This is a genomic window from Pseudomonas kurunegalensis, from assembly GCF_030291635.1.
GTDB classification, from domain to species: Bacteria; Pseudomonadota; Gammaproteobacteria; order Pseudomonadales; family Pseudomonadaceae; genus Aquipseudomonas; species Aquipseudomonas monteilii.
In genome coordinates this window covers 3535896-3555870 of the sequence record NZ_CP127871.1, presented here as the reverse complement: position 1 = coordinate 3555870, position 19975 = coordinate 3535896, and the positions used below count along the sequence as shown (strand labels likewise).

The 19975-nt window shown below is 64.4% G+C and carries 18 protein-coding genes; 9 read left to right on the top strand and 9 right to left on the bottom strand.

Going from position 1 to position 19975, the window contains the following annotated elements:
• Positions 1-56: 56 nt before the first annotated feature.
• The 4 genes from QQ992_RS15940 to glcD are packed head-to-tail and all read right to left on the bottom strand — an operon-like array spanning position 57 to position 4244.
• Positions 57-455: a heme-binding protein gene (locus QQ992_RS15940; protein WP_110742276.1), complete on the bottom strand. Its 399-nt coding sequence runs from the start codon at positions 453-455 to the stop codon at positions 57-59.
• Complete coding sequence (glcF, locus tag QQ992_RS15935; RefSeq protein WP_286110247.1) at positions 448-1683, bottom strand: glycolate oxidase subunit GlcF; 1236 nt, start codon at positions 1681-1683, stop codon at positions 448-450. Before glcF ends, QQ992_RS15940 begins: the two co-directional genes overlap by 8 nt.
• A gap of 9 nt (positions 1684-1692) precedes the next feature.
• Positions 1693-2745, bottom strand: coding sequence for a glycolate oxidase subunit GlcE (gene glcE, locus QQ992_RS15930; protein WP_286110246.1), 1053 nt, complete (start codon positions 2743-2745; stop codon positions 1693-1695).
• Positions 2745-4244, bottom strand: coding sequence for a glycolate oxidase subunit GlcD (gene glcD, locus QQ992_RS15925; RefSeq protein ID WP_286110245.1), 1500 nt, complete (start codon positions 4242-4244; stop codon positions 2745-2747). The genes glcE and glcD overlap by 1 nt, the downstream gene beginning before the upstream one ends.
• A 193-nt stretch (positions 4245-4437) precedes the next feature.
• Between glcD and glcC the strand changes: the two genes are divergently transcribed.
• Complete coding sequence (gene glcC / locus QQ992_RS15920) at positions 4438-5202, top strand: transcriptional regulator GlcC (RefSeq protein WP_028699838.1); 765 nt, start codon at positions 4438-4440, stop codon at positions 5200-5202.
• A 58-nt stretch (positions 5203-5260) separates the two neighbouring features.
• On the opposite strand, the gene QQ992_RS15915 is transcribed toward glcC, so the two are convergent.
• The 5 genes from QQ992_RS15915 to QQ992_RS15895 form a co-directional block, all read right to left on the bottom strand.
• Complete coding sequence (locus QQ992_RS15915; RefSeq protein WP_016711111.1) at positions 5261-5578, bottom strand: DUF2388 domain-containing protein; 318 nt, start codon at positions 5576-5578, stop codon at positions 5261-5263.
• Positions 5579-5714: 136 nt separating this feature from the next.
• On the bottom strand, positions 5715-6815 hold the full coding sequence (gene sfnR, locus QQ992_RS15910; protein ID WP_119370382.1) for a sigma54-dependent transcriptional activator SfnR: 1101 nt from the start codon (positions 6813-6815) through the stop codon (positions 5715-5717).
• Between the two features lie 9 nt (positions 6816-6824).
• Complete coding sequence (locus tag QQ992_RS15905) at positions 6825-8012, bottom strand: acyl-CoA dehydrogenase family protein (protein WP_286110244.1); 1188 nt, start codon at positions 8010-8012, stop codon at positions 6825-6827.
• 9 nt (positions 8013-8021) lie between these two features.
• Complete coding sequence (msuE, locus tag QQ992_RS15900) at positions 8022-8582, bottom strand: FMN reductase (protein WP_286110243.1); 561 nt, start codon at positions 8580-8582, stop codon at positions 8022-8024.
• A gap of 252 nt (positions 8583-8834) precedes the next feature.
• Positions 8835-9425 (bottom strand): TetR/AcrR family transcriptional regulator, encoded by a 591-nt coding sequence (locus QQ992_RS15895; protein WP_286110242.1) that lies wholly within the window; start codon positions 9423-9425, stop codon positions 8835-8837.
• A gap of 84 nt (positions 9426-9509) precedes the next feature.
• Here QQ992_RS15895 and QQ992_RS15890 point away from each other — a divergent pair, with 84 nt between their 5' ends.
• From QQ992_RS15890 to QQ992_RS15855, 8 genes are all read left to right on the top strand, one after another.
• Positions 9510-10259: an SDR family NAD(P)-dependent oxidoreductase gene (locus QQ992_RS15890; RefSeq protein ID WP_110742298.1), complete on the top strand. Its 750-nt coding sequence runs from the start codon at positions 9510-9512 to the stop codon at positions 10257-10259.
• On the top strand, positions 10252-11007 hold the full coding sequence (locus tag QQ992_RS15885; RefSeq protein WP_286110241.1) for an SDR family oxidoreductase: 756 nt from the start codon (positions 10252-10254) through the stop codon (positions 11005-11007). Before QQ992_RS15890 ends, QQ992_RS15885 begins: the two co-directional genes overlap by 8 nt.
• A gap of 195 nt (positions 11008-11202) precedes the next feature.
• Positions 11203-13278: a hydantoinase/oxoprolinase family protein gene (locus tag QQ992_RS15880; RefSeq protein WP_286110240.1), complete on the top strand. Its 2076-nt coding sequence runs from the start codon at positions 11203-11205 to the stop codon at positions 13276-13278.
• A gap of 24 nt (positions 13279-13302) precedes the next feature.
• Positions 13303-14967: a hydantoinase B/oxoprolinase family protein gene (locus tag QQ992_RS15875; RefSeq protein WP_286110239.1), complete on the top strand. Its 1665-nt coding sequence runs from the start codon at positions 13303-13305 to the stop codon at positions 14965-14967.
• Between the two features lie 3 nt (positions 14968-14970).
• The gene (locus QQ992_RS15870; RefSeq protein WP_286110238.1) at positions 14971-16173 is read left to right on the top strand and encodes a pyridoxal phosphate-dependent aminotransferase; all 1203 of its coding nucleotides are present in this window, start codon (positions 14971-14973) and stop codon (positions 16171-16173) included.
• Positions 16174-16198: 25 nt separating this feature from the next.
• A complete protein-coding gene (locus QQ992_RS15865; protein ID WP_286110237.1) occupies positions 16199-17011 on the top strand; it encodes an NAD-dependent epimerase/dehydratase family protein in 813 nt (270 codons plus the stop codon).
• A gap of 27 nt (positions 17012-17038) precedes the next feature.
• On the top strand, positions 17039-18235 hold the full coding sequence (locus tag QQ992_RS15860) for an NAD(P)/FAD-dependent oxidoreductase (protein WP_286110236.1): 1197 nt from the start codon (positions 17039-17041) through the stop codon (positions 18233-18235).
• A 25-nt stretch (positions 18236-18260) separates the two neighbouring features.
• The gene (locus QQ992_RS15855; protein WP_286110235.1) at positions 18261-19946 is read left to right on the top strand and encodes a thiamine pyrophosphate-binding protein; all 1686 of its coding nucleotides are present in this window, start codon (positions 18261-18263) and stop codon (positions 19944-19946) included.
• Positions 19947-19975 lie beyond the last annotated feature (29 nt).

The following is a 19975-nucleotide window of genomic DNA, read 5'->3' as shown; positions in this document are numbered from 1 at the left end:
GTGTTGCCTGTGCTGGCCTCTTCGCGGGCAAGCCCGCGAAGAGGCAGGTACAGGGCTCAGAGGGCCGCCGCCCCGACCTTGGCGACCTGGGCATCCTGTTCGGACTTGACCCCGGACACCCCAATCGCACCCACCACCTGGCCTTCCACCCGCAGGGGTACGCCACCCTCCAGGCTGGTCAGCAGCGGTGCGGTGACGAAGGCCGTACGGCCACCATTGACCATCTCTTCGTAATCCCGTGTTTCCTTGCGCCCCAGCGCAGAGGTCCGGGCCTTTTCCACGGCAATGTAGGCACTGGCGGGTGCACAGCCGTCCATGCGCTCCAGGGCCAGCGGGTGACCACCGTCGTCAACCACGGCGATGGTGACGTTCCAGTGTTGGGCCAGGGCCTCCTGGCGGGCGGCGGCCAATACGCGGGCGACTTCGGCCTGGCCGATCACGAACTTGCTATGCATGGGGGTTCTCCGGGTTCAAGGCTGCTTCGACAATTTCTATCCAGTGCCGTACCGGCGTACGCCCGGCCCCGTCGAGGTGGGCCTGACAGCCGATGTTGGCGGTGGCGATGACGTGCGGTTTGCCGCTTTCCAGTGCGTTGAGGCGGTTGTCACGCAGTTGCAGCGACAATTCGGGCTGGGTCAGCGAATAAGTACCCGCCGAGCCGCAGCATAGATGGCCGTCCGGCACAGCGGTGAGGGTAAAGCCCAGGCGCGTCAGCAGCGCTTCCACCGCGCCGCCCAGCTTCAGGGCATGTTGCAAGGTACAAGGGCAATGGAAGGCCAGGCGCTGTTCGGCGCACAGGCCCAGTTGCTCGACCGGCTCATCGCGCAGTACTTCTACCAGATCGCGGGACAGGGCGCTGACCCGCGCGGCTTTGGCGGCGTAACGGGGGTCTTTTTCCAGCAGGTGGCCGTAATCACGCACAAAAGCGCCGCAGCCGCTGGCGGTTTGCACAATGGCCTCGGCCCCCGCTTCGATGGCTGGCCACCACGCGTCGATATTGCGCCGCGCACGCTGCAGGCCTTGCTCTTGGGCATTGAGGTGGTAGTCCACCGCGCCACAGCAGCCGGCCTGGTGGATTGGCTGCACGCTGATGCCCAGGCGGTCCAGCAGGCGTGCTGCGGCGGCGTTGGTGTTGGGCGACAAGGCCGGCTGCACGCAGCCTTCCAGCATCAACACCCGGCGTGCATGGCGTGGTGCCGGGCGCTGGCCGGGGGCGATCACCCGTGCCGGCAGTTTGCGTTTGAGTGTGGCCGGCAGCAGCGGGCGCAAGGCCTGGCCGCCACGGGTCAGGGCCTTGAACAGCGCCGGGCGTGGCACCACGGCTCGCAGGCCCTGGCGCAGCAGGCGCTGACCGAGCGGGCGCGGCACCTGTTGTTCGACCACGGCGCGGCCGATGTCCAGCAGGTCGTGGTACTTCACCCCTGAGGGGCAAGTGGTTTCGCAGTTGCGGCAGGTCAGGCAACGGTCCAGGTGCAGTTGCGTGCTGGCCGTGATCGGCTCGCCTTCGAGCAGTTGCTTGATCAGGTAGATGCGCCCGCGTGGGCCGTCCAGTTCATCGCCCAGCAACTGGTAAGTGGGGCAGGTGGCGGTGCAGAAACCGCAGTGCACGCAAGACCGCAGGATGCTTTGCGCCTCGTCGGCGCGGGCCAGGCGTCGGGATGCTTCACTCAGGTTGGTTTGCATGGTCTGGCCTCACAGGTTCGGGTACAGGCGGCCAGGGTTGAACACGCCCTGGGGGTCGAGCTGTTGCTTCAGCGTCTGGTGGTAGCGCATCAGTGCAGCGGGCAGCGGCGGGCTACTGTCTGCGCCGGCGGCGTAGCAGGTGGCGTGGCCGCCCACGTTGGCGACCAGGTCGCGAATGGCCTGCGCCGGTGCGCTGGACGTGAGCCAGCGCTGCGCTCCACCCCAGTCGATCAGTTGCTGGCCGGGCAGGTCCAGCTCGCCGGTGGCGTTGGGCAGTGACAGGCGCCACAGCGGTGCAGGGCTGTTGAAGAATGCCAGGCGCTGCTCGCGCAGGTCGCTCCAGAACCGGCTGTCGAGGGTTGCGCCGCCCAGTCGCTGGCGTGCCGACTGTACCGAACCTTCACCGCCTTCCAGGCGCAGGTACAGCGCTTCGCCGTCATGGCAAGCCGCGCTGATCGGCAGCGGCTGCTGGCCCCATTCGGCCAACTCGGCCAGCGCCTCATGCCGGCCCATTGGCAGGCGCAGGCTCAGGCATTGGCGCGGCCGGGGCAGTACTTTCAACGAAACCTCGGTCAGCAACCCCAGGCACCCGAAGCTGCCCGCCATCAGCCGTGATACATCGTAACCGGCCACGTTCTTCATCACTTCGCCACCAAAGCGCAGCAACTTGCCGTGGCCGGTGATCACCCGCGTGCCGAGCACGTAGTCACGTACTGATCCGGCCCATGGCCGCCGGGGGCCAGACAAGCCGGCGGCGACCATGCCGCCCAAGGTGGCGTCCGGGCCCAGGTGTGGCGGTTCACAGGGAAGCATCTGGCCGGCTTCGTGCAGCGCCGCTTCGATCTCGCGCAGCGGTGTGCCGGCGCGGGCGGTAAGCACCAGTTCGGTCGGGTCGTAGCTGACGATGCCACGGTGGCTGCGGGTGTCGAGTACTTCGCCAGCTACAAGGTTGCCCAGCATGGCTTTGCTGTTACTGCCCTGGATACGCAGCGGTGTGCCTTGGTTCAGCGCCTGGCCGACCTGCTCCAGCAGGGCCTGGCTGTTGTCGCGGTCCATGCTCATCAGAAGCGCTCCAGCTCGGGGAAGGGCAATTGCCCATGGTGCACATGCATGGCGCCGAACTCGGCGCAGCGGTGCAGGGTGGGAATGTTCTTGCCGGGGTTGAGCAGGCCCTGCGGGTCGAAGGCGGCCTTCACCGCGTGGAACAGGGTGATTTCGTCGCTGTTGAACTGCGCGCACATCTGGTTGATTTTCTCGCGGCCTACGCCGTGCTCGCCCGTAATGCTGCCGCCTACCGCCACGCACAGTTCGAGGATCTTGCCGCCGATGGCTTCCGCGCGCTCCAGCTCACCTGGCAGGTTGGCATCGAACAGGATCAGCGGGTGCATGTTGCCGTCGCCGGCATGGAACACGTTGGCCACGCGCAGGCCGTATTCCGCGGACAGGTCACTGATGCCCTTGAGTACCCGTGGCAGTTCGCGGCGCGGAATGGTGCCGTCCATGCAGTAGTAATCCGGCGAGATGCGCCCCACGGCCGGGAAGGCGTTCTTGCGCCCGGCCCAGAAACGCACGCGCTCGGCTTCGTCGCGGGCCAGCCGTACCTCGCGGGCCCCGGCTTGCGCCAGCACGGCGGCCACCCGTTCACAATCGTCATGCACATCGGCCTCGACGCCATCCAGCTCGCACAACAGGATGGCCGCCGCGTCCACCGGGTAGCCGGCATGAATGAAGTCTTCGGCGGCGCGGATGGCCAGGTTGTCCATCATCTCCAGGCCGCCGGGAATGATACCGGCAGCGATGATTTCGGCGACTGCCCGGCCGGCGTCCTCGACACTGTCGAAACTGGCCAGCAGCACCCGCGCCACCTGGGGCTTGGGGAGCAGCTTGACGGTAACTTCCGTGACGATGCCGAGCATGCCTTCGGAGCCCGTGAACAGTGCCAGCAGGTCGAAGCCCGGGCTGTCCAGGGCATCGCTGCCGAGGGTCAGGCGTTCTCCTTTCACCGTGAGGATTTCCACCTTGAGCAGGTTGTGCACGGTCAGGCCGTATTTCAGGCAGTGCACGCCACCGGCGTTTTCGGCGACGTTGCCACCGATGGAACAGGCAATTTGCGAGGACGGGTCTGGTGCGTAGTACATACCGTGCGGTGCGGCCGCCTGGGAGATGGCCAGGTTGCGCACGCCGGGTTGCACACGGGCGTAACGGCCCTGTGGATTGACCTCCAGAATGCGGTTGAAACGCGCCATTACCAGCAGGATCCCTTTGGCCAGCGGCAGGGCGCCGCCCGACAGGCCGGTGCCGGCACCACGGGCTACCACGGGTACGCCGCGCTGGTGGCAGAGCCTGAGCAAGGCCTGCACCTGCTCCAGGCGCTCGGGCAGCACCACCAGCAGCGGCACCGTGCGATAGGCCGAGAGGCCATCGCATTCGTAAGGTTTGAGGTCTTCTTCGCGGTGCAGGATATCGAGGTCTGGCAAGGCCTTGCGCAGCGCCTGCAACAGGTCCGCCTGGTCTACGGTGGGCAGCGCGCCATCGACGCGTTCGTCGTACAGGATATTCATCGGCTCACTCGGCAACGTTTTTGTTGTTGTTGGCAAAGCGGTCACCGTTGCAGCCTGCACTTGCCAGCGGCCCGGGTCGAGTACGTCGTTCACTGGTCCTACCAGTTTTTCTGCAAAGGGCTGGTTGTTGACGGCTTTGACTGGCTAGATTGGAGCCATCGGTCTAAGTGGTCCTACCAGCAGGAGGAGCGTGATGGGTGCTGAAGGCAAGGCCAAGGTCGCCGACCAGGTGGCCGAGCGGGTGGAGCGGCTGATCGTTGACGGCGTACTCAAGGTGGGCCAGGCCTTGCCGTCGGAGCGGCGGTTGGTGGAGAAGCTGGGGTGTTCACGCTCGGCCCTGCGCGAAGGGCTACGCATTTTGCGGGGGCGCGGCATCATCGATACCGAACAGGGACGGGGTTCGTTCGTCGCCGACCTGACAGGGCAGTCGGGTGCCACACCGTTGATGCATTTGTTTGGCTCGCAGCCGCGTACGCTGTTCGACTTGCTGGAAGTGCGGGCGCTGCTGGAGGCCGAGTCGGCGCGGTTGGCGGCGTTACGGGCCACCGAGGTTGACCGCTTGCTGATTCGGCGGCGCTACGAAGAAATGCTGGCCGCGCACGAGGCACCAGACGCGATCGATGCCCGTGAACATGCCCGTCGCGACCACGCGTTCCACCGGGCGATCAGTGAGGCGTCACACAACCCGGTGCTGGTGCATACCTTGCAATCGCTCAGCGACCTGACCTTGAGCACGGTGTTTGCCTCGGTCAACAACCTGTATTGCAGGCCGGCGCAAAAGCGCCAGATCGACCGCCAGCATGCACGGTTGTATCAGGCGGTGATGGAGCAGTTACCGGAGCAGGCGCAGCGGGCGGCGCGCGAGCATATCAACGGAATACGCGACAGTTTGCGGGAGATCGAGCAGGAAGAGCAGCGGTTGGTCAGGGCGACCATGCGCATGGATGGCTGGGGGTGAGGTTGTCTGTGCCGGCCTCTTCGCGGGTAAACCCGCGAAGAGGCCAGTTCAGGTTTAATCAATGATCCGCTATACGGTCATCCTGCGACAGAATGGCCCGGGCCAGTTCTTCATCATTGGCTTGCAGCCCAGGGTGGTCCTTGCGGGCCTGTTCCAGCGCCGACTCCACATAGGCGCCACGGATAGCCCCACCGCTTGCGACGAAGGCAGAAAGTTCATCGCGTGCCGGGATGATCCGTTTATCGTCCTTGAAGGTCGAGTAAAGCGAGGCGGAGATACCGGCCGAGGTGGCGACGTCGCCCGCATCGACGCGGGCCAGGGCAGCACCGGCAGGCAGCAGGAGCAGCAGCGCAGGAGCGAGGAGTAGGTGGCGCATGTCGTGTTCTCCAGTAGCGTGAAGCCCAAGGGAATAAACCACTCAGTGATTAAGAAAGCACGGAGGTGGTTGTAGTTCCCTTGGGAGGCGTGGAGATTTCTGCGGCCGTTGCGCACCCTCTGGCAGGCCGATCACTTCAGATCGACAACCGCACCACCCGGTTGTCCAGCACTTGCTGTTCCTGCCCCCGCCGCTTGTTCACCACCAACTCGCCAATCGCGATCAGCCGTGTGCGGGTGATGTTGCGCGACAACCCCAGCAGCTGCGCGGTGTGCACCTGGTTGTAATGGCAGAATCGATAGGCCGAGCGCAGCAGGGCATTTTCCACTTTCTCATACAGGTCGCCCGACTGCTCCTCGTACAACCGGCTGAACGCGCGCTGCAGCAAGTCTTCCACACCATTGCCTGTCGGCTCTTCCTCTTGGCGTTCGAGGCGCAGGTGGGACAAACGCAGGTCCTGCGCTTGTACCGTACCGTCGCCGCAGGTGAGCAAGCTGTGGTGAATCACGTTTTCCAGCTCGCGAATATTGCCCGGCCAGCTGTATTCCACCAGCTTGGCCTGGGCTTTGGGGCTGAGCTCCACCGGGCCGTAGCCCAGCCGGTCGCTGTAGCTGCGGATGAAGTGCCGGGCCAGCGGCAGGATGTCACCCGGGCGGTCGCGCAGCGGGTGCAACTGCAAGGTCACCACGTTCAGCCGGTAGTACAGGTCTTCACGAAAATGCCCGGCGTTGATGGCCTTTTCCAGCTGCACGTTGGTTGCGGCCAAGACCCGCACATTGATCGGGATGCTCTTGCGCGACCCTAGCCGCACCACCTCGCGCTCTTGCAGCACGCGCAGCAGCTTGACCTGGATTGGCAGGGGCAGGTCGCCGATTTCGTCGAGAAACAACGTGCCACCATTGGCTTCCTCGAACCAGCCGGCCTTGGCCGCCAGCGCGCCGGTAAACGCGCCTTTTTCATGGCCGAACAGTTCGGCCTCCACCAGCGATTCGGAAAACGCCCCGCAGTTGACCGCCACAAACGGGCCGTTGCGCCGGCCGCTGAGGTTGTGGATGTGGCGTGCGACCAGCTCCTTGCCCGTACCGGTTTCGCCAATGATCAGGACGCTGGCCTCGCTGGGGGCGACCTGTTGCAAGTGGGCGAGCAGCGCCTGCGACCTGGGGTCTTCGAAGACCTGTGCGGTCGCCCTGATCGAGGTGGCCAGTGTCGGTGACGGGGGGAGGGTCAGCAGTTGCATGGGCAATCCTCAGGAATAGAAGGATGGGGCAGGGCGTTTGTCGTTGAGGGCCCACTCGCCGAGTTCGTGGATGCGGTAGTCCACCGGATCGTGCAGGGTTTGTGTGCGCAGGTTGCGCCAATGGCGGTCGAAGCGCAGCGAGGCATGGGTGGCGCGCGCGCCGGTGACCTCGAACAGGCGGTTGCAGATGTCCAGGCCGTGGCGGGTGGCGGCGACCTTGGCGGTGCCGATGGCCAGGGCCAGGTCGCCGCGCTCTTCTGCCGTGAGGGCATGTTCCTTGGCCCAGGCGGCATCCAGCTGGCGTGCGGCCCGTTCGATCAGCAGACGCACGCTTTCAAGGCCAACCCAGAACTCGCCGTAATGGCGCAGCACGTAAGGGTCTTCGGCAGTGCTGGCGGCGTTGGAGCGGAACCACGGCCGGCTTTCCTTGAGGGTGTACTGGCGGGCTTCTTCGAAGGCGCCTTCGGCAATGCCGAGGAACAGGTTGGCGAAGTGCAGCTGGGCAATCAGCGGGCGCAGGGCGGCGAACGGAGTGCTCAGCGGGCCTGGGTCGAGTAGCAGTTCGTTGTGCTCTACCCGCACCCGCTCGAACGTGGCGCTGCCGCTGTCGGTCTGGCGTTGACCGATGTTGTTCCAGTCGCTGTGCAGGCTGATACCGGTGCGGCCACTGGGGATGGCGGCAATCAGCAGCTTGCCGCCGGCACGTTCGTCCACCGCCGAGGCGATGAGCATTTCCGAGTCGCTGGCGCCGGAGCAGAAGCTTTTCTTGCCCGAGAACTCGCACCAGCCATCGAAGTGCTTGACCACGGTGCGGGTGTCCAGCGGGTTCAGGGCATTGCCCCAGAACCACTGTTTGCGGGCGGTTTGTTCGAACCAGGGCTGCCATTGGTCGGGGCGTGAGAACAGGCGCACGGTGGCCAGCATCAGGTGGTGAAAGCCGAACACATGGGCAATGGAGCTGTCGACCCGGGCGAACTCGCGCACCACCGCGAACGTGTCGTGCCAGTTGGCGCCCTGGCCACCGAAGGCCTGCGGGATCACCAGCGACAGCAGGCCGCTGTCACGCAGGGCATCGCGCTCGGCTTTCGGCGTGCCGCCGCGCTCGTCGCGTTCGACGGCGGTCTGGGCAAACTGCCCGGCCAGTTCGAGGGCAATCGCCAAGGCCGGGCGCAGCGGGGTATTCACAGGTGCATTCATGGCCGCTCCTCAGGCGCTTTTACGCAGTGCGTGGTGGGCGCCGAACAGCGGCACGGCACGCTCTGCAGCCAGGCGGATACGGGCGGCGAGGGCATCGCTGGACACGCGGTAGTCGGCCAGTTCTGCCTGGCTGGCGAACACGCCGATGGGCAGGGTCAGGGCTTGCAGGAAGCTGAACAGCGGGCGCAACTGGTGGTCAAGCACCAGCGCATGGCGTTCGCTGCCGCCAGTGGCGGCGAGCAGAACCGGGGTGTCGACAAGGGCGTCCTGGCCGATCAGGTCGAACAGGTGCTTGAAGTGGCCGGTAAAGCTGCCGCGGTACACGGGGGTGGTCACCACCAGCAGGTCGGCCTTTTCCACCAGGCGCAGTTGCTGCTCGACGGTGTCGGGCAGTTCGCTGCGCCACAGGGCGCTGCCCAGTGGGCGGGCGATGTCGCCCAGTTCGATCAGGTGCGGCCTGATGTGCAGGTGCTCGGCCAGCTCGGCGAGGATCGCCTCGGTCAGGGCCAAGGTGCGTGAAGGGCGGGAAGTGCCGCCGGACAGGGCTACGACGTTCAGTGGGGTGCTCATGGGCAGGTCTCCGGTTCGGGTTGAGCGGGGGACTTTGCTTGAGCAATCGTCGTGCCGGTTTCTAATGTTCTTCTAAATCAACACGTTATCGCGTTAGCAGGTTTGCGTCGCTGTTGCCGGGCGGGCGTTTCGTGTTGATTGGGTGTTGCGCTGCGAACAGTTGGCCAAGTGTTGGCGGCTGTGCAGTGGGAAGAGTTATAGAGGATTATCTTTGATTAAAAAAAGAATAAGAATTCATATTGTTATGCATTTTTATCGATAAGCCGCGGTCTTGCCGGTACCGACAATGCCCTGTACGAACGTCACCAGTTGATCCCTCGCGGTGATCACGCTTCCCCATTGCGCCTGCCCGCACAGCAAACCCAGTACGGCATGGGCAATCGACCGCGCTCGGAGTGCCGGCAGCCCGCATTCTGCGGCGACAATGTCACTGAGCAGCCCGCTGTATTGCGTTTTCAACTGTTCGATTTGCAACAGTTGTTCTGTGTTCAGGTTCATGGCTTCCCGCGTCAGCAACACCAGTTTGTCGGGGTTGGCCTGGCTATACGTCACGAAGGCCTGCACAAAGCACGGCAAGCGTTCACTGGTGGTACGGGCACCTTTGAGGCATTGTCGGGTTTCATACAGCAGGTCGGTCAGGCTCGACTCGATCAGTTCGAACAGCAGCCCCTGTTTGCTCTCGATGTGGTGGTACAGCGAGCCGGCGCGCAGGCCCAGGTGGCTGGCCAGGTCACGCAGGCCGATGGCCTGGTAGCCATGGCTGGCAAACAAGGCGCTGGCCGCATCCAGCAAGCGGTCCCGAGCGTGCGGGGTGGGTACGGGCGAGAGGCTGGAAGCGGGCATGGAAGCACCTGTCGGCGAATTGATGTTTGACCAAATGTAAGACAACAGGCATCTTACGTAAAGACTCAATCGCGGAGGTGTTTTGTGGAAAATCAAACGGTGGTGATCGTAGGTGGTGCCTCGGGTCTGGGCCTGGAAACAGCCCGGCTGATGGTAAAACGTGGTGCTGGCAAAATCGGCCTGATCGACCGCAACGAGCAGTTGCTGGTACAAGCTGCAGAAGAACTGCGCGGGCAGGGTGTAGAAGTGGCAATCGCGGTAGGCGACATTGCCCGCAAGGACACCGCCCATGCGGCCTTCGCCCAGATCGTCGAAGGCTTGGGGCGGGTGCATTGCCTGGTCAACAGCGCGGCCATCTACCCGCGCAAGGACATCTTCGAGATCACTGACGACGAGTGGGACCTGGAGAACGCCGTCAACATCAAGGGCACCTACCACATGATGGTCGCCGCGGTGCGCCACATGCAGCAGTACGTGGCGGCCCCGGCGGTGACCGGGCGTATCGTCAACGTGACGTCGGTGGACGCCTTCAAGGCCCACCCGCAAAACGCCCACTATGCCGCCACCAAGGCAGCGGTGGTAAGCCTGACCAAGTCGTTCGCCCAGGCCTGTGCCAAGGACCAGATCCTGGTCAACTCGGTAGCCCCGGCCGGTTTTGCCACCGAGCGCGCCAAACAGCTGGGCTTCCTCGGCGAACTGGCGGCAGCCAACCCGCTGGGCCGTGCTGCGGAACCGGCAGAAATCGCCGAGTGGATCGTGATGATGGGCAGCAGCCGCAACAGCTATGCCACCGGTGAAAACGTGATTGTCAGCGGGGGTTACATCTATGCCTGAAGTCGCATTTCCCGAGGGCTACCAGCGCGCGCTGGTGACCGGGGCTACCAGCGGTATCGGCAAGGCCATCGTACTGGCGCTGCGTGACGCTGGTTTGCAGGTGATTGCTGTCGGCCGTAGCCCTGAGGCGCTGGCCGAGCTGGCGGGCGAGCCGGGTGTGACCACCTTGCAGGCGGATGTGCGTGATTACCGTTCGCTGGCTGCCGCGCTGGAAGGGCAAGCGGTGGATGTGCTGGTCAACAACGCGGGCATTCTGTCCACCCGGGCGGCATTCCAGGACATCGACGAAGCCGAAATCGACAACATGCTCGACATCAACCTCAAGGCGCCGTTGCACCTGGCGCGCCAGGTGCTGCCAGGCATGGTCGAGCGGGGCAGGGGGCACCTGTTCTTCATTGGCTCCAGTGCCGGCCGTGCGCCGCACCCGGGGGCAGCGGTGTACGGCGCGTCCAAGGCCGGGGTTAGCCTGTTCTGCGATGCCTTGCGTTGTGACCTGCTGGGCAGTGGCGTACGGGTGACCGAGATTGCCCCGGGCCGGGTGCAGACCCAGCTGTACAAGACTGCCATGGGCATGCAGGCGGCGGGCAGTGAACTGTATGACGGTTATGAGTCGATCCAGCCGGAAGATATCGCCCAGCTGTTGCTGGCGGCGCTGAAGATGCCGCGGCAGGTGGATGTCTCGCGGTTGGAAGTGTTCCCCACAGCGCAGGCGGTGGGTGGCGGGCGGATGGTCAAGACGGCGGGTTGATCTGGCAGTACGGTTGCCTGTACTGGCCTCTTCGCGGCGGTTCGACGCCGCGATGAACCCGTTCCCACGAGTGCAGTGCAGGCAATGCAGATTTGAGCAAATAGGTGCTTGACCACCTGTAAGACAACATATAACTTACATGAAGGCCGCTTCAGCCGGTCGAGACAACTACAAAGCATTGCAGGGGATATGACGATGACTGCGACATCATGCCGGGTCGGCGTGGACATAGGCGGCACCTTCACCGATATCGCGCTGGACGTGAACGGCGTGCTGCATTCGACCAAGATCCTGACCGACTACGAGCTGCCTGAACGGGCCATCCTCACTGGCGTGCGCCAGGTGGTGGAGCAGGCGGGCCTGGCCTTGTCGGACATCGACCAGTTGATCCATGGCACCACCCTGGCCACCAACGCCCTGATCGAGCGCCGTGGCGCGCGCACCGCCTTCATCACCACCGAAGGCTTCCGGGACACCCTGGAAATGCGCACCGAAAACCGTTTCGAGCAGTACGACATCAACATCGCCCTGCCGCCGCCACTGATCGATCGTGAACACCGCTACACCCTGCGTGAGCGCCTGAATGTCAAAGGCCAGGTGCTGATCGCCCCTGCGCAGGCCGAGGTCGATGCCCTGGTCGAGCGCATTGCCGAAGGCAACTACGAAAGCGTGGCCATTGGCTTCATTCACAGCTACGTCAACGGTGCTCACGAACGCCAGTTGCGCGATGCCCTGCAGGCACGCCTGCCGCAGCTTTCCATCTCGATTTCCAGCGAAGTCTCGCCGCAGATGCGCGAGTTCGAACGCTTCAATACCGTGTGTGCCAACGCTTACGTCAAGCCGCTGATCAAGTCCTACCTGGACCGCCTGGTGGTGACCCTCAAGCAGGAGGGCGCCCATTGCCCGGTGTTTATGATCCACTCCGGCGGCGGCATCATCTCGGTGCAAAGCGCCGCTGAGTTCCCGGTCCGTCTGGTGGAGTCCGGCCCGGCCGGTGGCGCCATCTTTGCGGCCGACATCGCCCGCCGCTACCAGCTGGAGAACGTGCTGTCGTTCGACATGGGTGGCACCACGGCGAAAATCTGCCTGATCGAAGACCAGGTACCGAAAACCGCGAAAACCTTCGAGGTTGCCCGTACCTACCGCTTCAAGAAGGGCAGCGGCATGCCGATTTCCATCCCGGTGGTGGAAATGGTCGAAATCGGTGCTGGCGGCGGCTCCATCGCCAGCATCGACAGCATGCGCCAGATTCGCGTGGGCCCGCACAGTGCGGCCTCCGAGCCTGGCCCGGCCTGCTACGGCCGTGGGGGCCTGGAGCCGACCATCACCGACGCCAACCTGCTGCTCGGCCGCCTGGATGCAGACAACTTCGCCGGTGGCGCGCTGCGTTTGTCCACCGACAACGCGGCCAACGCCATGGCCCGGGTCATCGGCCAGCCGTTGGGCATGCAGGCCGACACCGCAGCGTTTGGCGTGTGCGAAGTGGTTGACGAGAACATGGCCAACGCCGGCCGTGTGCATGCGGTGGAAAGCGGCAAGGACATTGCCGACTACACCATGATCACCTTTGGCGGTGGCGGCCCGCTGCACGCTGCACGGCTGTGCGAGAAGATGGGTGTGGCACGCTTCATCGTCCCGGCGGGTGCCGGTGTGGGTTCGGCGATCGGCTTTCTGCGTGCGCCATTCGGCTACGAGGCCGTACGCAGTGCGTTCGTACGCTTGTCCGAGTTCGAGGCTGCGCAGGTCAATGACCTGATCGACGAGATGAAAGCCGAATCGCTGGGCTTCCTGCGCCAGGGCATGCCGGAAGGCGAACCGGAAATGGACTGCACCGCGTTCATGCGCTACGTGGGCCAGGGCTGGGAAATCCCGGTTGCCTTGCCATTCAAAGCCTTCAGCGCTGCCGACACGGTAGAGTTCAAGGCCCGTTTCGAAGAAGCCTACACCCGCTTCTTTGGCCGCCCCATCGAAGGGCCGGACATCGAGATCGTCAGCTGGTCGGTCAAGGCCAGTTCGCCCCTGCCACCCGTCACGCAGATTGAGGAAGTGGGCGCCGCCTACCGCGCCCATGAGATCTCCCGCCGCCAGGTGTTCGACGTGGCCGCCGGTGGTTTTGTCGAAGCCGGCATCCACCCGCGCGAAGAGCTGCAAGTCGGTGCCCGTGTCGACGGCCCGGCGATCATCGTCGAGCGCGAAACCTCGACCTTCGTCACCTCCAACTTCACCGCCACGGTCCAGCCAGACGGCTGCCTGCTGGTCGTGCGCCGCTAACGCCTGAATTCGGAAGCCAGAACCATGAGCGATACGTTGATCGACATTCAAATGCAGGTGATGTGGAACCGCCTGGTCTCGGTGGTCGAAGAGCAGGCCCTGACCCTGATCCGCACTGCCTTCTCCACCAGTGTGCGCGAAGCCGGCGACCTGTCCGCCGGGGTGTTCGACCGCGCTGGCAACATGCTGGCCCAGGCCGTCACCGGCACCCCTGGCCATGTGAACACCATGGCCGAGGCGGTGGTGCACTTCATCAATGACATCGGCGAGGACAACATTTTCGAAGGCGATGTCTACGTGACCAACGACCCGTGGAAGGGCACTGGGCACCTGCACGACATCACCATCGTTTCGCCGTCCTTCTACAAGGGCAAGCTGATCGGCTATTTCGCCAGTACTGCCCACGTGGTCGATATCGGTGGCCGGGGCTTCGGCCCCGATGCCCGCGAAGTGTATGAAGAGGGCCTGTTCATCCCGATCATGAAGTTGTTCGAGCGCGGCAAGGTCAACCGCGACCTGATCAACATCCTGCGCAACAACGTGCGTGAGAACGACCGGGTAGTGGGCGACTTCTATGCGCTGTCGGCGTGCAACGAAACCGGCCACAAGCGCCTGCTGGACATGCTCGAAGAGTTCCAGCTGGACGACCTGGAGCACATTGGCGGGTTCATCCTCGAACACAGCCGTCGCGCTACCCTGGAATGCTTCAAGTCGCTGCCCCACGGCACCTACAGCAACAGCATGACCCTCGACGGCTACGATGTGCCGGTAACCCTGGCGGTAACCATCACGGTTGGCCCCGACGGTATCAAGAGCGACTTTACCGGCACCTCGGGCATGAGCCAGTTCGGCATCAACGTGCCGCTGGGCTACGCCAAGGCTTATGCCTGCTATGGCCTCAAGTGCATCGTCGCGCCGGAAATCCCGAACAACACCGCCTCGCTGGCGCCGTTCGAAGTCACCGCGCCTGAAGGCTGCATCCTCAATGCCAAGCACCCGGCGCCGGTATCGGTGCGCCATGTGCTGGGCCATTTCGTGCCCGACCTGGTGCTCGGCGCGCTGCACAAGTGCCTGCCAGGCAAGGTGCCGGCCGAGGGGGCCAGCGCCCTGTGGAACCTGCACCTGAGCGTGCGTCCGCTGGAGAACAACCCCAACGGCCGCAACGCCGAGATGCTGATGTTCAACAGCGGCGGCATGGGGGCCCGCTCGGCGATGGATGGCCTGAGCGCCACGGCGTTCCCCAGCGGCGTACACACCATGCCGGTGGAAGCCACCGAGCATGCCGGCCCGGTAGTGGTGTGGCGCAAGGAGCTGCGCGAAGGCTCTGGCGGTGCCGGCCAGTTGCGCGGTGGCCTGGGCCAGGAAATCGAAGTGTCGGCGGCCGAAGGCTACAGCTTCCGCTTCAGTGCCATGTTCGACCGTATCCAGTACCCGGCACGCGGCCTGGAGGGCGGTAAGGAGGGCGCCCAAGGCTTCGTTGGCCTGGATGACGGCAGCTTGCTGCGCGGCAAAGGCCAGCAATTCGTACCCGCTGAGCGCCGCCTGGTGCTGCGCCTGCCCGGTGGCGGTGGTTATGGCGACCCGCGCCAGCGCGACCGCAAGCAGGTTGAGCGCGATGTGCGTGCGGGTTACATCAGCGCCGAACAGGCACGTAACGACTACGGCTTTGACGCCGCTCAGGAGCGCTAGAGGATGGACGTGCAAAGCAGCCGCGTGCGTGCGATAAAAAGCTCGCCAAGCATGGCCGTGTCGGTACTGGCCAAGCAGATGCTGGCCAAGGGCGAACCGGTCATCAACCTGGCACTCGGCGAGCCGGATTACAACGTACCGGCCCACGTGATCGAAGCCGCCTACCAGGCGATGCTTGCGGGTAACAACCACTACACCGGGCCCAACGGTCTGGAGGTGTTGCGCCAGGCCATCGTCGACAAGTTTGCCCGGGAAAATGACCTGGTCTACGGCCTGGACGAAATCTGCGTAGGCAACGGTGCCAAGCAGCTGTTGTTCAACGCCTTTCTGGCCACGCTCGAACCGGGCGACGAGGTCATCACCCCGGCGCCGTACTGGGTGTCGTACACCGACATGGCCATGCTCAACGGTGGTGTGCCCAAGGTTATCCCTTGCGGCGCCGAGCAGGGGTTCAAGCTCGAGCCCGAGCAGCTGGAAGCGGCCATTACCCCGCGCACACGCTGGGTGATGCTCAACTCGCCGAACAACCCGAGCGGGGCGATCTTCACCCGTGAAGAGTTCGCCGCGTTGGGCAAGGTGCTGGAGCGCCACCCGAACGTGCTGATCATCTCCGACGAAATCTACGAGCACATCGTGCTGGGCGATCAGCCGTTCGTGTCGTTCGTCACTGCTTGCCCGCAACTGCGCGAGCGCACCTTGCTGATCAACGGCGTGTCCAAGGCCTATGCCATGACCGGCTACCGCCTGGGTTACGCCGCCGGGCCGAAAGACCTGGTCGTGGCCATGAACAAGACCCAGTCACAGACCACCACCTGCCCGTCGAGCATTTCGCAGCTGGCCGCCGTGGCGGCGCTGAACGGGCCGCAGGACTTCGTGCGGGAGGCCAACCGTGAATACCAGGCGCGCGGCGCACTGGTGGTGCAAGGCTTGGCGCAGATCCCGGGCTTGCAGTTGCAGATGCCGCAGGGCGCGTTCTATGCGTTCCCCGAGGTCAGTGCCTTCATCGGCAAGCGCACCCCGGATGGCCAGGTCATTGGCAACGATGCCGACCTGTCGGCCTACCTGTTGCGGGTCGGCAAAGTCGCGACCGTGCCGGGCTCGGCGTTTGGCCTGGAGCCCTACATTCGTCTGTCGTTCGCCACGTCGCGGCAGGAACTGGAACAAGCCCTGGGGCAGTTGCGCGACGCGTTCGCGGCGCTGTCCTGAGCCCATCAAGCAATCGAGGTAACACATGAGCAAGCCTTTCAAACGCCTGCTGATCACCGGCGCCGCCGGGCGCCTGGGCAGCGTGCTGCGCAAGCACCTGGCCGCCTTCGCCGATGAGTTGCGCCTGACCGACATCGCCGACATGGGCCACGCTGCGCCCCATGAACAGTTGGTGCGCTGCGACCTGGCCAACTTCAACGATGTGCTGCCCCTGACCGAAGGCGTCGATGCCATCGTGCATGCCGGTGGCGTACCGGTTGAGGATACCTTCGAGAAAATCCTCAACGGCAACATCGTCGGCACCTACAACATTTACGAAGCTGCGCGGCGCAACGGCGTGAAGCGGGTGGTGTACACCAGCTCCAACCACGCCATCGGCTTCTACGACCGCACCGAGACCATCGATGCCACCGCCGCGCATCGCCCCGACAGCCTGTATGGCGTCAGCAAGTGCTTTGCCGAAGACCTGGGCCGCTACTACTGGGACAAGTTCGCCATCGAGTCGGTCAACCTGCGCATCGGTTCGTCGTTCCCCGAGCCGCTGGACCGGCGCATGCTCGCCACCTGGCTGTCGTTCGACGACTTCGCCCAGCTCACCGAGCGCTCGCTGTTGGCGCCACGGGTCGGGCACATGATCGTCTATGGCATGTCGGCCAACCGCGAAAGCCTGTGGGACAACCGCCTGGCCTCATCGATCGGCTATGTGCCCAAGGACAGCGCCGACGACTACCGCGACAAGGTCCTGGCCGAGCACCCGCCACTGCACCCGAATGAACCGGCTGCACGCTACCACGGCGGCAACTTCGCCGGCGCCGGCCATTTCGAAGACCCGAAATAACGCCCACATCAGAAGAGAGCTAATTCCATGGCTTCCACCGCTAAACAACAGAACTACGATGTGGTGATCGTCGGCGGCGCAGTCAACGGCAGCGCCACCGCCTACTTCCTGGCCAACAACCCGGACTTCAAGGGCTCGGTGCTGGTCATCGAGCGCGACTGGACCTACAACAAGTCGGCCACCGCGTTGTCCAGCAGTTCGATCCGTCAGCAGTTTTCCAACCCGATCAACATTGAAATCTCCAGGTTCGGCGCCGAATTCGTGCGCAACTTCCCCGACGTGATGGAAGTGGATGGCGACCGCCCGGATCTGGCCTTCCACGAGAATGGCTACCTGTTCCTTGGCGACGACAAGGGCTATGAAGTGCTGCGCCGCCTGCACGATACCCAGCTGTCTCACGGTGCGGATGTGCACCTGCTCGACCCCGAGCAGCTCCAGCGCAAGTTTCCCTGGGTGAACATCGACAGCCTCGCTGGCGCCAGCTATGGCCAAAGCGGCGAAGGCTGGTTCGACAGCCTTGGCATGCTCAACGGCTTCCGTCGCAAGGCGCGTTCCATGGGCATCGAGTACATCGAGAACGAGGTGGCGGGTATCCAGCGCGAAGGTGATCGCATTACCGGCGTTCAACTGGCCAGCGGCGAGCGCATCGGCTGCGGCCTGTTGGTGAACTGTGCCGGTACTCGCGGCACCAAGGTCGCGCGCATGGCGGGCCTGGATATTCCGGTCGAGCCACGGCGCCGCTCGCTGTTCGTGTTCGACTGCCGCACCCCGCTGGAAGGCACCGTGCCACTGACCATCGACCCGACCGGGGTGTTCTTCCGCCCCGAAGGCAAGTTCTACCTGGGCGGCACCTACCCCAAAAACGACCCGGAAGTGGACTTTGAAGACTTCGACGTGCTGCACGAGGAGTTTGACGAAGAGGTGTGGCCGATTCTTGCCGAGCGTGTGCCCGCGTTCGAGGGCATCAAAGTGGTCAACTACTGGGCCGGGCACTACGACTTCTGCGTGCTCGACCACAACGCCATCGTTGGCCCGCATAACGAAGTGAGCAACTTCCTGTTCTGCAACGGCTTCAGCGGGCACGGCCTGCAGCAGGCACCGGCCATTGGCCGCGGGCTGTCCGAGCTGATCACCTATGGCGGCTACCGCTCGCTCGACCTGGGCGCGCTGAGCTACCAGCGGGTGATCGACAACAAGCCGTTCCTGGAAGATTCGGTCATCTGACCGCTGCGCCTGAGGGAGAACAACAATGAGCAACTCCGAAGTGAAGCGCAGTGGCGGCCAGGTTCTGGTCGATGCCCTGCGGGTGAATGGTGTCGAGCGTGCGTTCTGCGTGCCGGGCGAAAGCTACCTGGCCGTGCTCGACGCGCTGCACGACGTGCAGGACGAAATCGACCTCATCGTCTGCCGCCAGGAGGGTGGTGCCGCCTACATGGCCGAGGCCTATGGCAAGTTGACCGGCAAGCCGGGCATCTGCTTCGTCACCCGTGGTCCGGGCGCCACCAACGCCTCGGTGGGCGTGCACACCGCCTTCCAGGACTCCACGCCGATGCTGCTGTTCATCGGCCAGGTGGCCCGCGACCAGATCGAACGCGAAGCCTTCCAGGAAGTGGACTACCGGCGCATGTTCGGCCAGATGGCCAAATGGGTGGTGCAGATCGACGATGCCGCACGCATTCCCGAACTGGTCAACCAGGCCTTCCAGCGCGCCATCAGCGGCCGCCCCGGGCCGGTGGTGATCGCCTTGCCGGAAGACATGCTGACGGACGTGGTACAGGTAGCCGATGCCCGCCCGGCCCAGCGTGTCGAAGCCGCCCCGGCGCCGCAGGCGCTGGGCGAACTGCAGGCGCTGCTGGCCAAGGCCGAGCGGCCACTGGTGATTGCCGGTGGCGGTGGCTGGAATGACCAGGCGGTGGCCGACCTGAAGCGCTTCGTGCAGGCGCAGCATTTGCCGCTGGCGGCGTCATTCCGCTGCCAGGACCTGTTCGACAACACCGACCCGCACTATGCCGGCGACCTTGGCCTGGCTGCCGGCCCGGTATTGGTCGATGCAGTGAAGCAATCTGACCTGTTGATCGTGGTAGGCGCACGTCTGGGCGAAATGACCACGGGCGGTTACGCGCTGGTCGACATCCCGACACCGAAACAGGCACTGGTGCATGTGCATGCCAGCGCCGAAGAAATTGGCCGCGTCTACCAACCGACCCTGGGCATCAATGCCGGCCCGGCGAGCTTCCTGAACCAGGCCGCCACCTTGCCTGCCGTGCGCCCGGCGGCGTTCACCGACTGGGTCGCCAGCCTGAACAGCGGCTACCGGGGCAACTTCGAAACCCCGCGTTCGCCGGGTGATGTGCAGATGAGCGAAGTGATCGCCTGGCTGAACAAGACCTTGCCGGCCGATAGCATCCTTACCTGCGGTGCCGGTAACTACACCGGCTGGGTGCACCGTGGCTACCAGCACCGTGTATTCCGTACGCTGCTCGGGCCTACCAACGGCTCCATGGGGTACGGCGTGCCGGCAGCAGTCGCAGCCAAGTTGACCTACCCGCAGCGCACGGTCGTGGCGTTTGCCGGCGACGGTTGCTTCCTGATGAATGGCCAGGAGCTGGCCACGGCGGCGCACTACGACGCTCGGGTGATAACGGTGGTGGTCAACAACGGCATGTACGGCACCATCCGCATGCACCAGGAGCGTACTTACCCGGGCCGGGTGTCTGGCACCGAACTGCATAACCCGGACTTTGCCGCCCTGGCGCGCGCCTATGGGCTGCACGGTGAAACGGTCACTCGCACTGAGGACTTCGCCGCCGCCTTCGAGCGTTGCCAGGCGTCCGGCAAGCCGGCGCTGATCGAAGTGCAGGTCGATCCTGAAGCCCTGACTCCGCGCATGACCCTCAGCCAGATCCGCGACAAGGCCTTGCAGGCCAAACGCTGATTCACCTCAGGTGGGGCGCGGTCCGGCCC

Coding starts and splice junctions, on each gene's coding strand:
- QQ992_RS15940 (WP_110742276.1), bottom strand. CDS start 455: ATGCATAGCAAGTTCGTGATCGGCCAGGCCGAAGTCGCCCGCGTATTG.
- glcF (WP_286110247.1), bottom strand. CDS start 1,683: ATGCAAACCAACCTGAGTGAAGCATCCCGACGCCTGGCCCGCGCCGAC.
- glcE (WP_286110246.1), bottom strand. CDS start 2,745: ATGAGCATGGACCGCGACAACAGCCAGGCCCTGCTGGAGCAGGTCGGC.
- glcD (WP_286110245.1), bottom strand. CDS start 4,244: ATGAATATCCTGTACGACGAACGCGTCGATGGCGCGCTGCCCACCGTA.
- glcC (WP_028699838.1), top strand. CDS start 4,438: ATGGGTGCTGAAGGCAAGGCCAAGGTCGCCGACCAGGTGGCCGAGCGG.
- QQ992_RS15915 (WP_016711111.1), bottom strand. CDS start 5,578: ATGCGCCACCTACTCCTCGCTCCTGCGCTGCTGCTCCTGCTGCCTGCC.
- sfnR (WP_119370382.1), bottom strand. CDS start 6,815: ATGCAACTGCTGACCCTCCCCCCGTCACCGACACTGGCCACCTCGATC.
- QQ992_RS15905 (WP_286110244.1), bottom strand. CDS start 8,012: ATGAATGCACCTGTGAATACCCCGCTGCGCCCGGCCTTGGCGATTGCC.
- msuE (WP_286110243.1), bottom strand. CDS start 8,582: ATGAGCACCCCACTGAACGTCGTAGCCCTGTCCGGCGGCACTTCCCGC.
- QQ992_RS15895 (WP_286110242.1), bottom strand. CDS start 9,425: ATGCCCGCTTCCAGCCTCTCGCCCGTACCCACCCCGCACGCTCGGGAC.
- QQ992_RS15885 (WP_286110241.1), top strand. CDS start 10,252: ATGCCTGAAGTCGCATTTCCCGAGGGCTACCAGCGCGCGCTGGTGACC.
- QQ992_RS15880 (WP_286110240.1), top strand. CDS start 11,203: ATGACTGCGACATCATGCCGGGTCGGCGTGGACATAGGCGGCACCTTC.
- QQ992_RS15875 (WP_286110239.1), top strand. CDS start 13,303: ATGAGCGATACGTTGATCGACATTCAAATGCAGGTGATGTGGAACCGC.
- QQ992_RS15870 (WP_286110238.1), top strand. CDS start 14,971: ATGGACGTGCAAAGCAGCCGCGTGCGTGCGATAAAAAGCTCGCCAAGC.
- QQ992_RS15865 (WP_286110237.1), top strand. CDS start 16,199: ATGAGCAAGCCTTTCAAACGCCTGCTGATCACCGGCGCCGCCGGGCGC.
- QQ992_RS15860 (WP_286110236.1), top strand. CDS start 17,039: ATGGCTTCCACCGCTAAACAACAGAACTACGATGTGGTGATCGTCGGC.
- QQ992_RS15855 (WP_286110235.1), top strand. CDS start 18,261: ATGAGCAACTCCGAAGTGAAGCGCAGTGGCGGCCAGGTTCTGGTCGAT.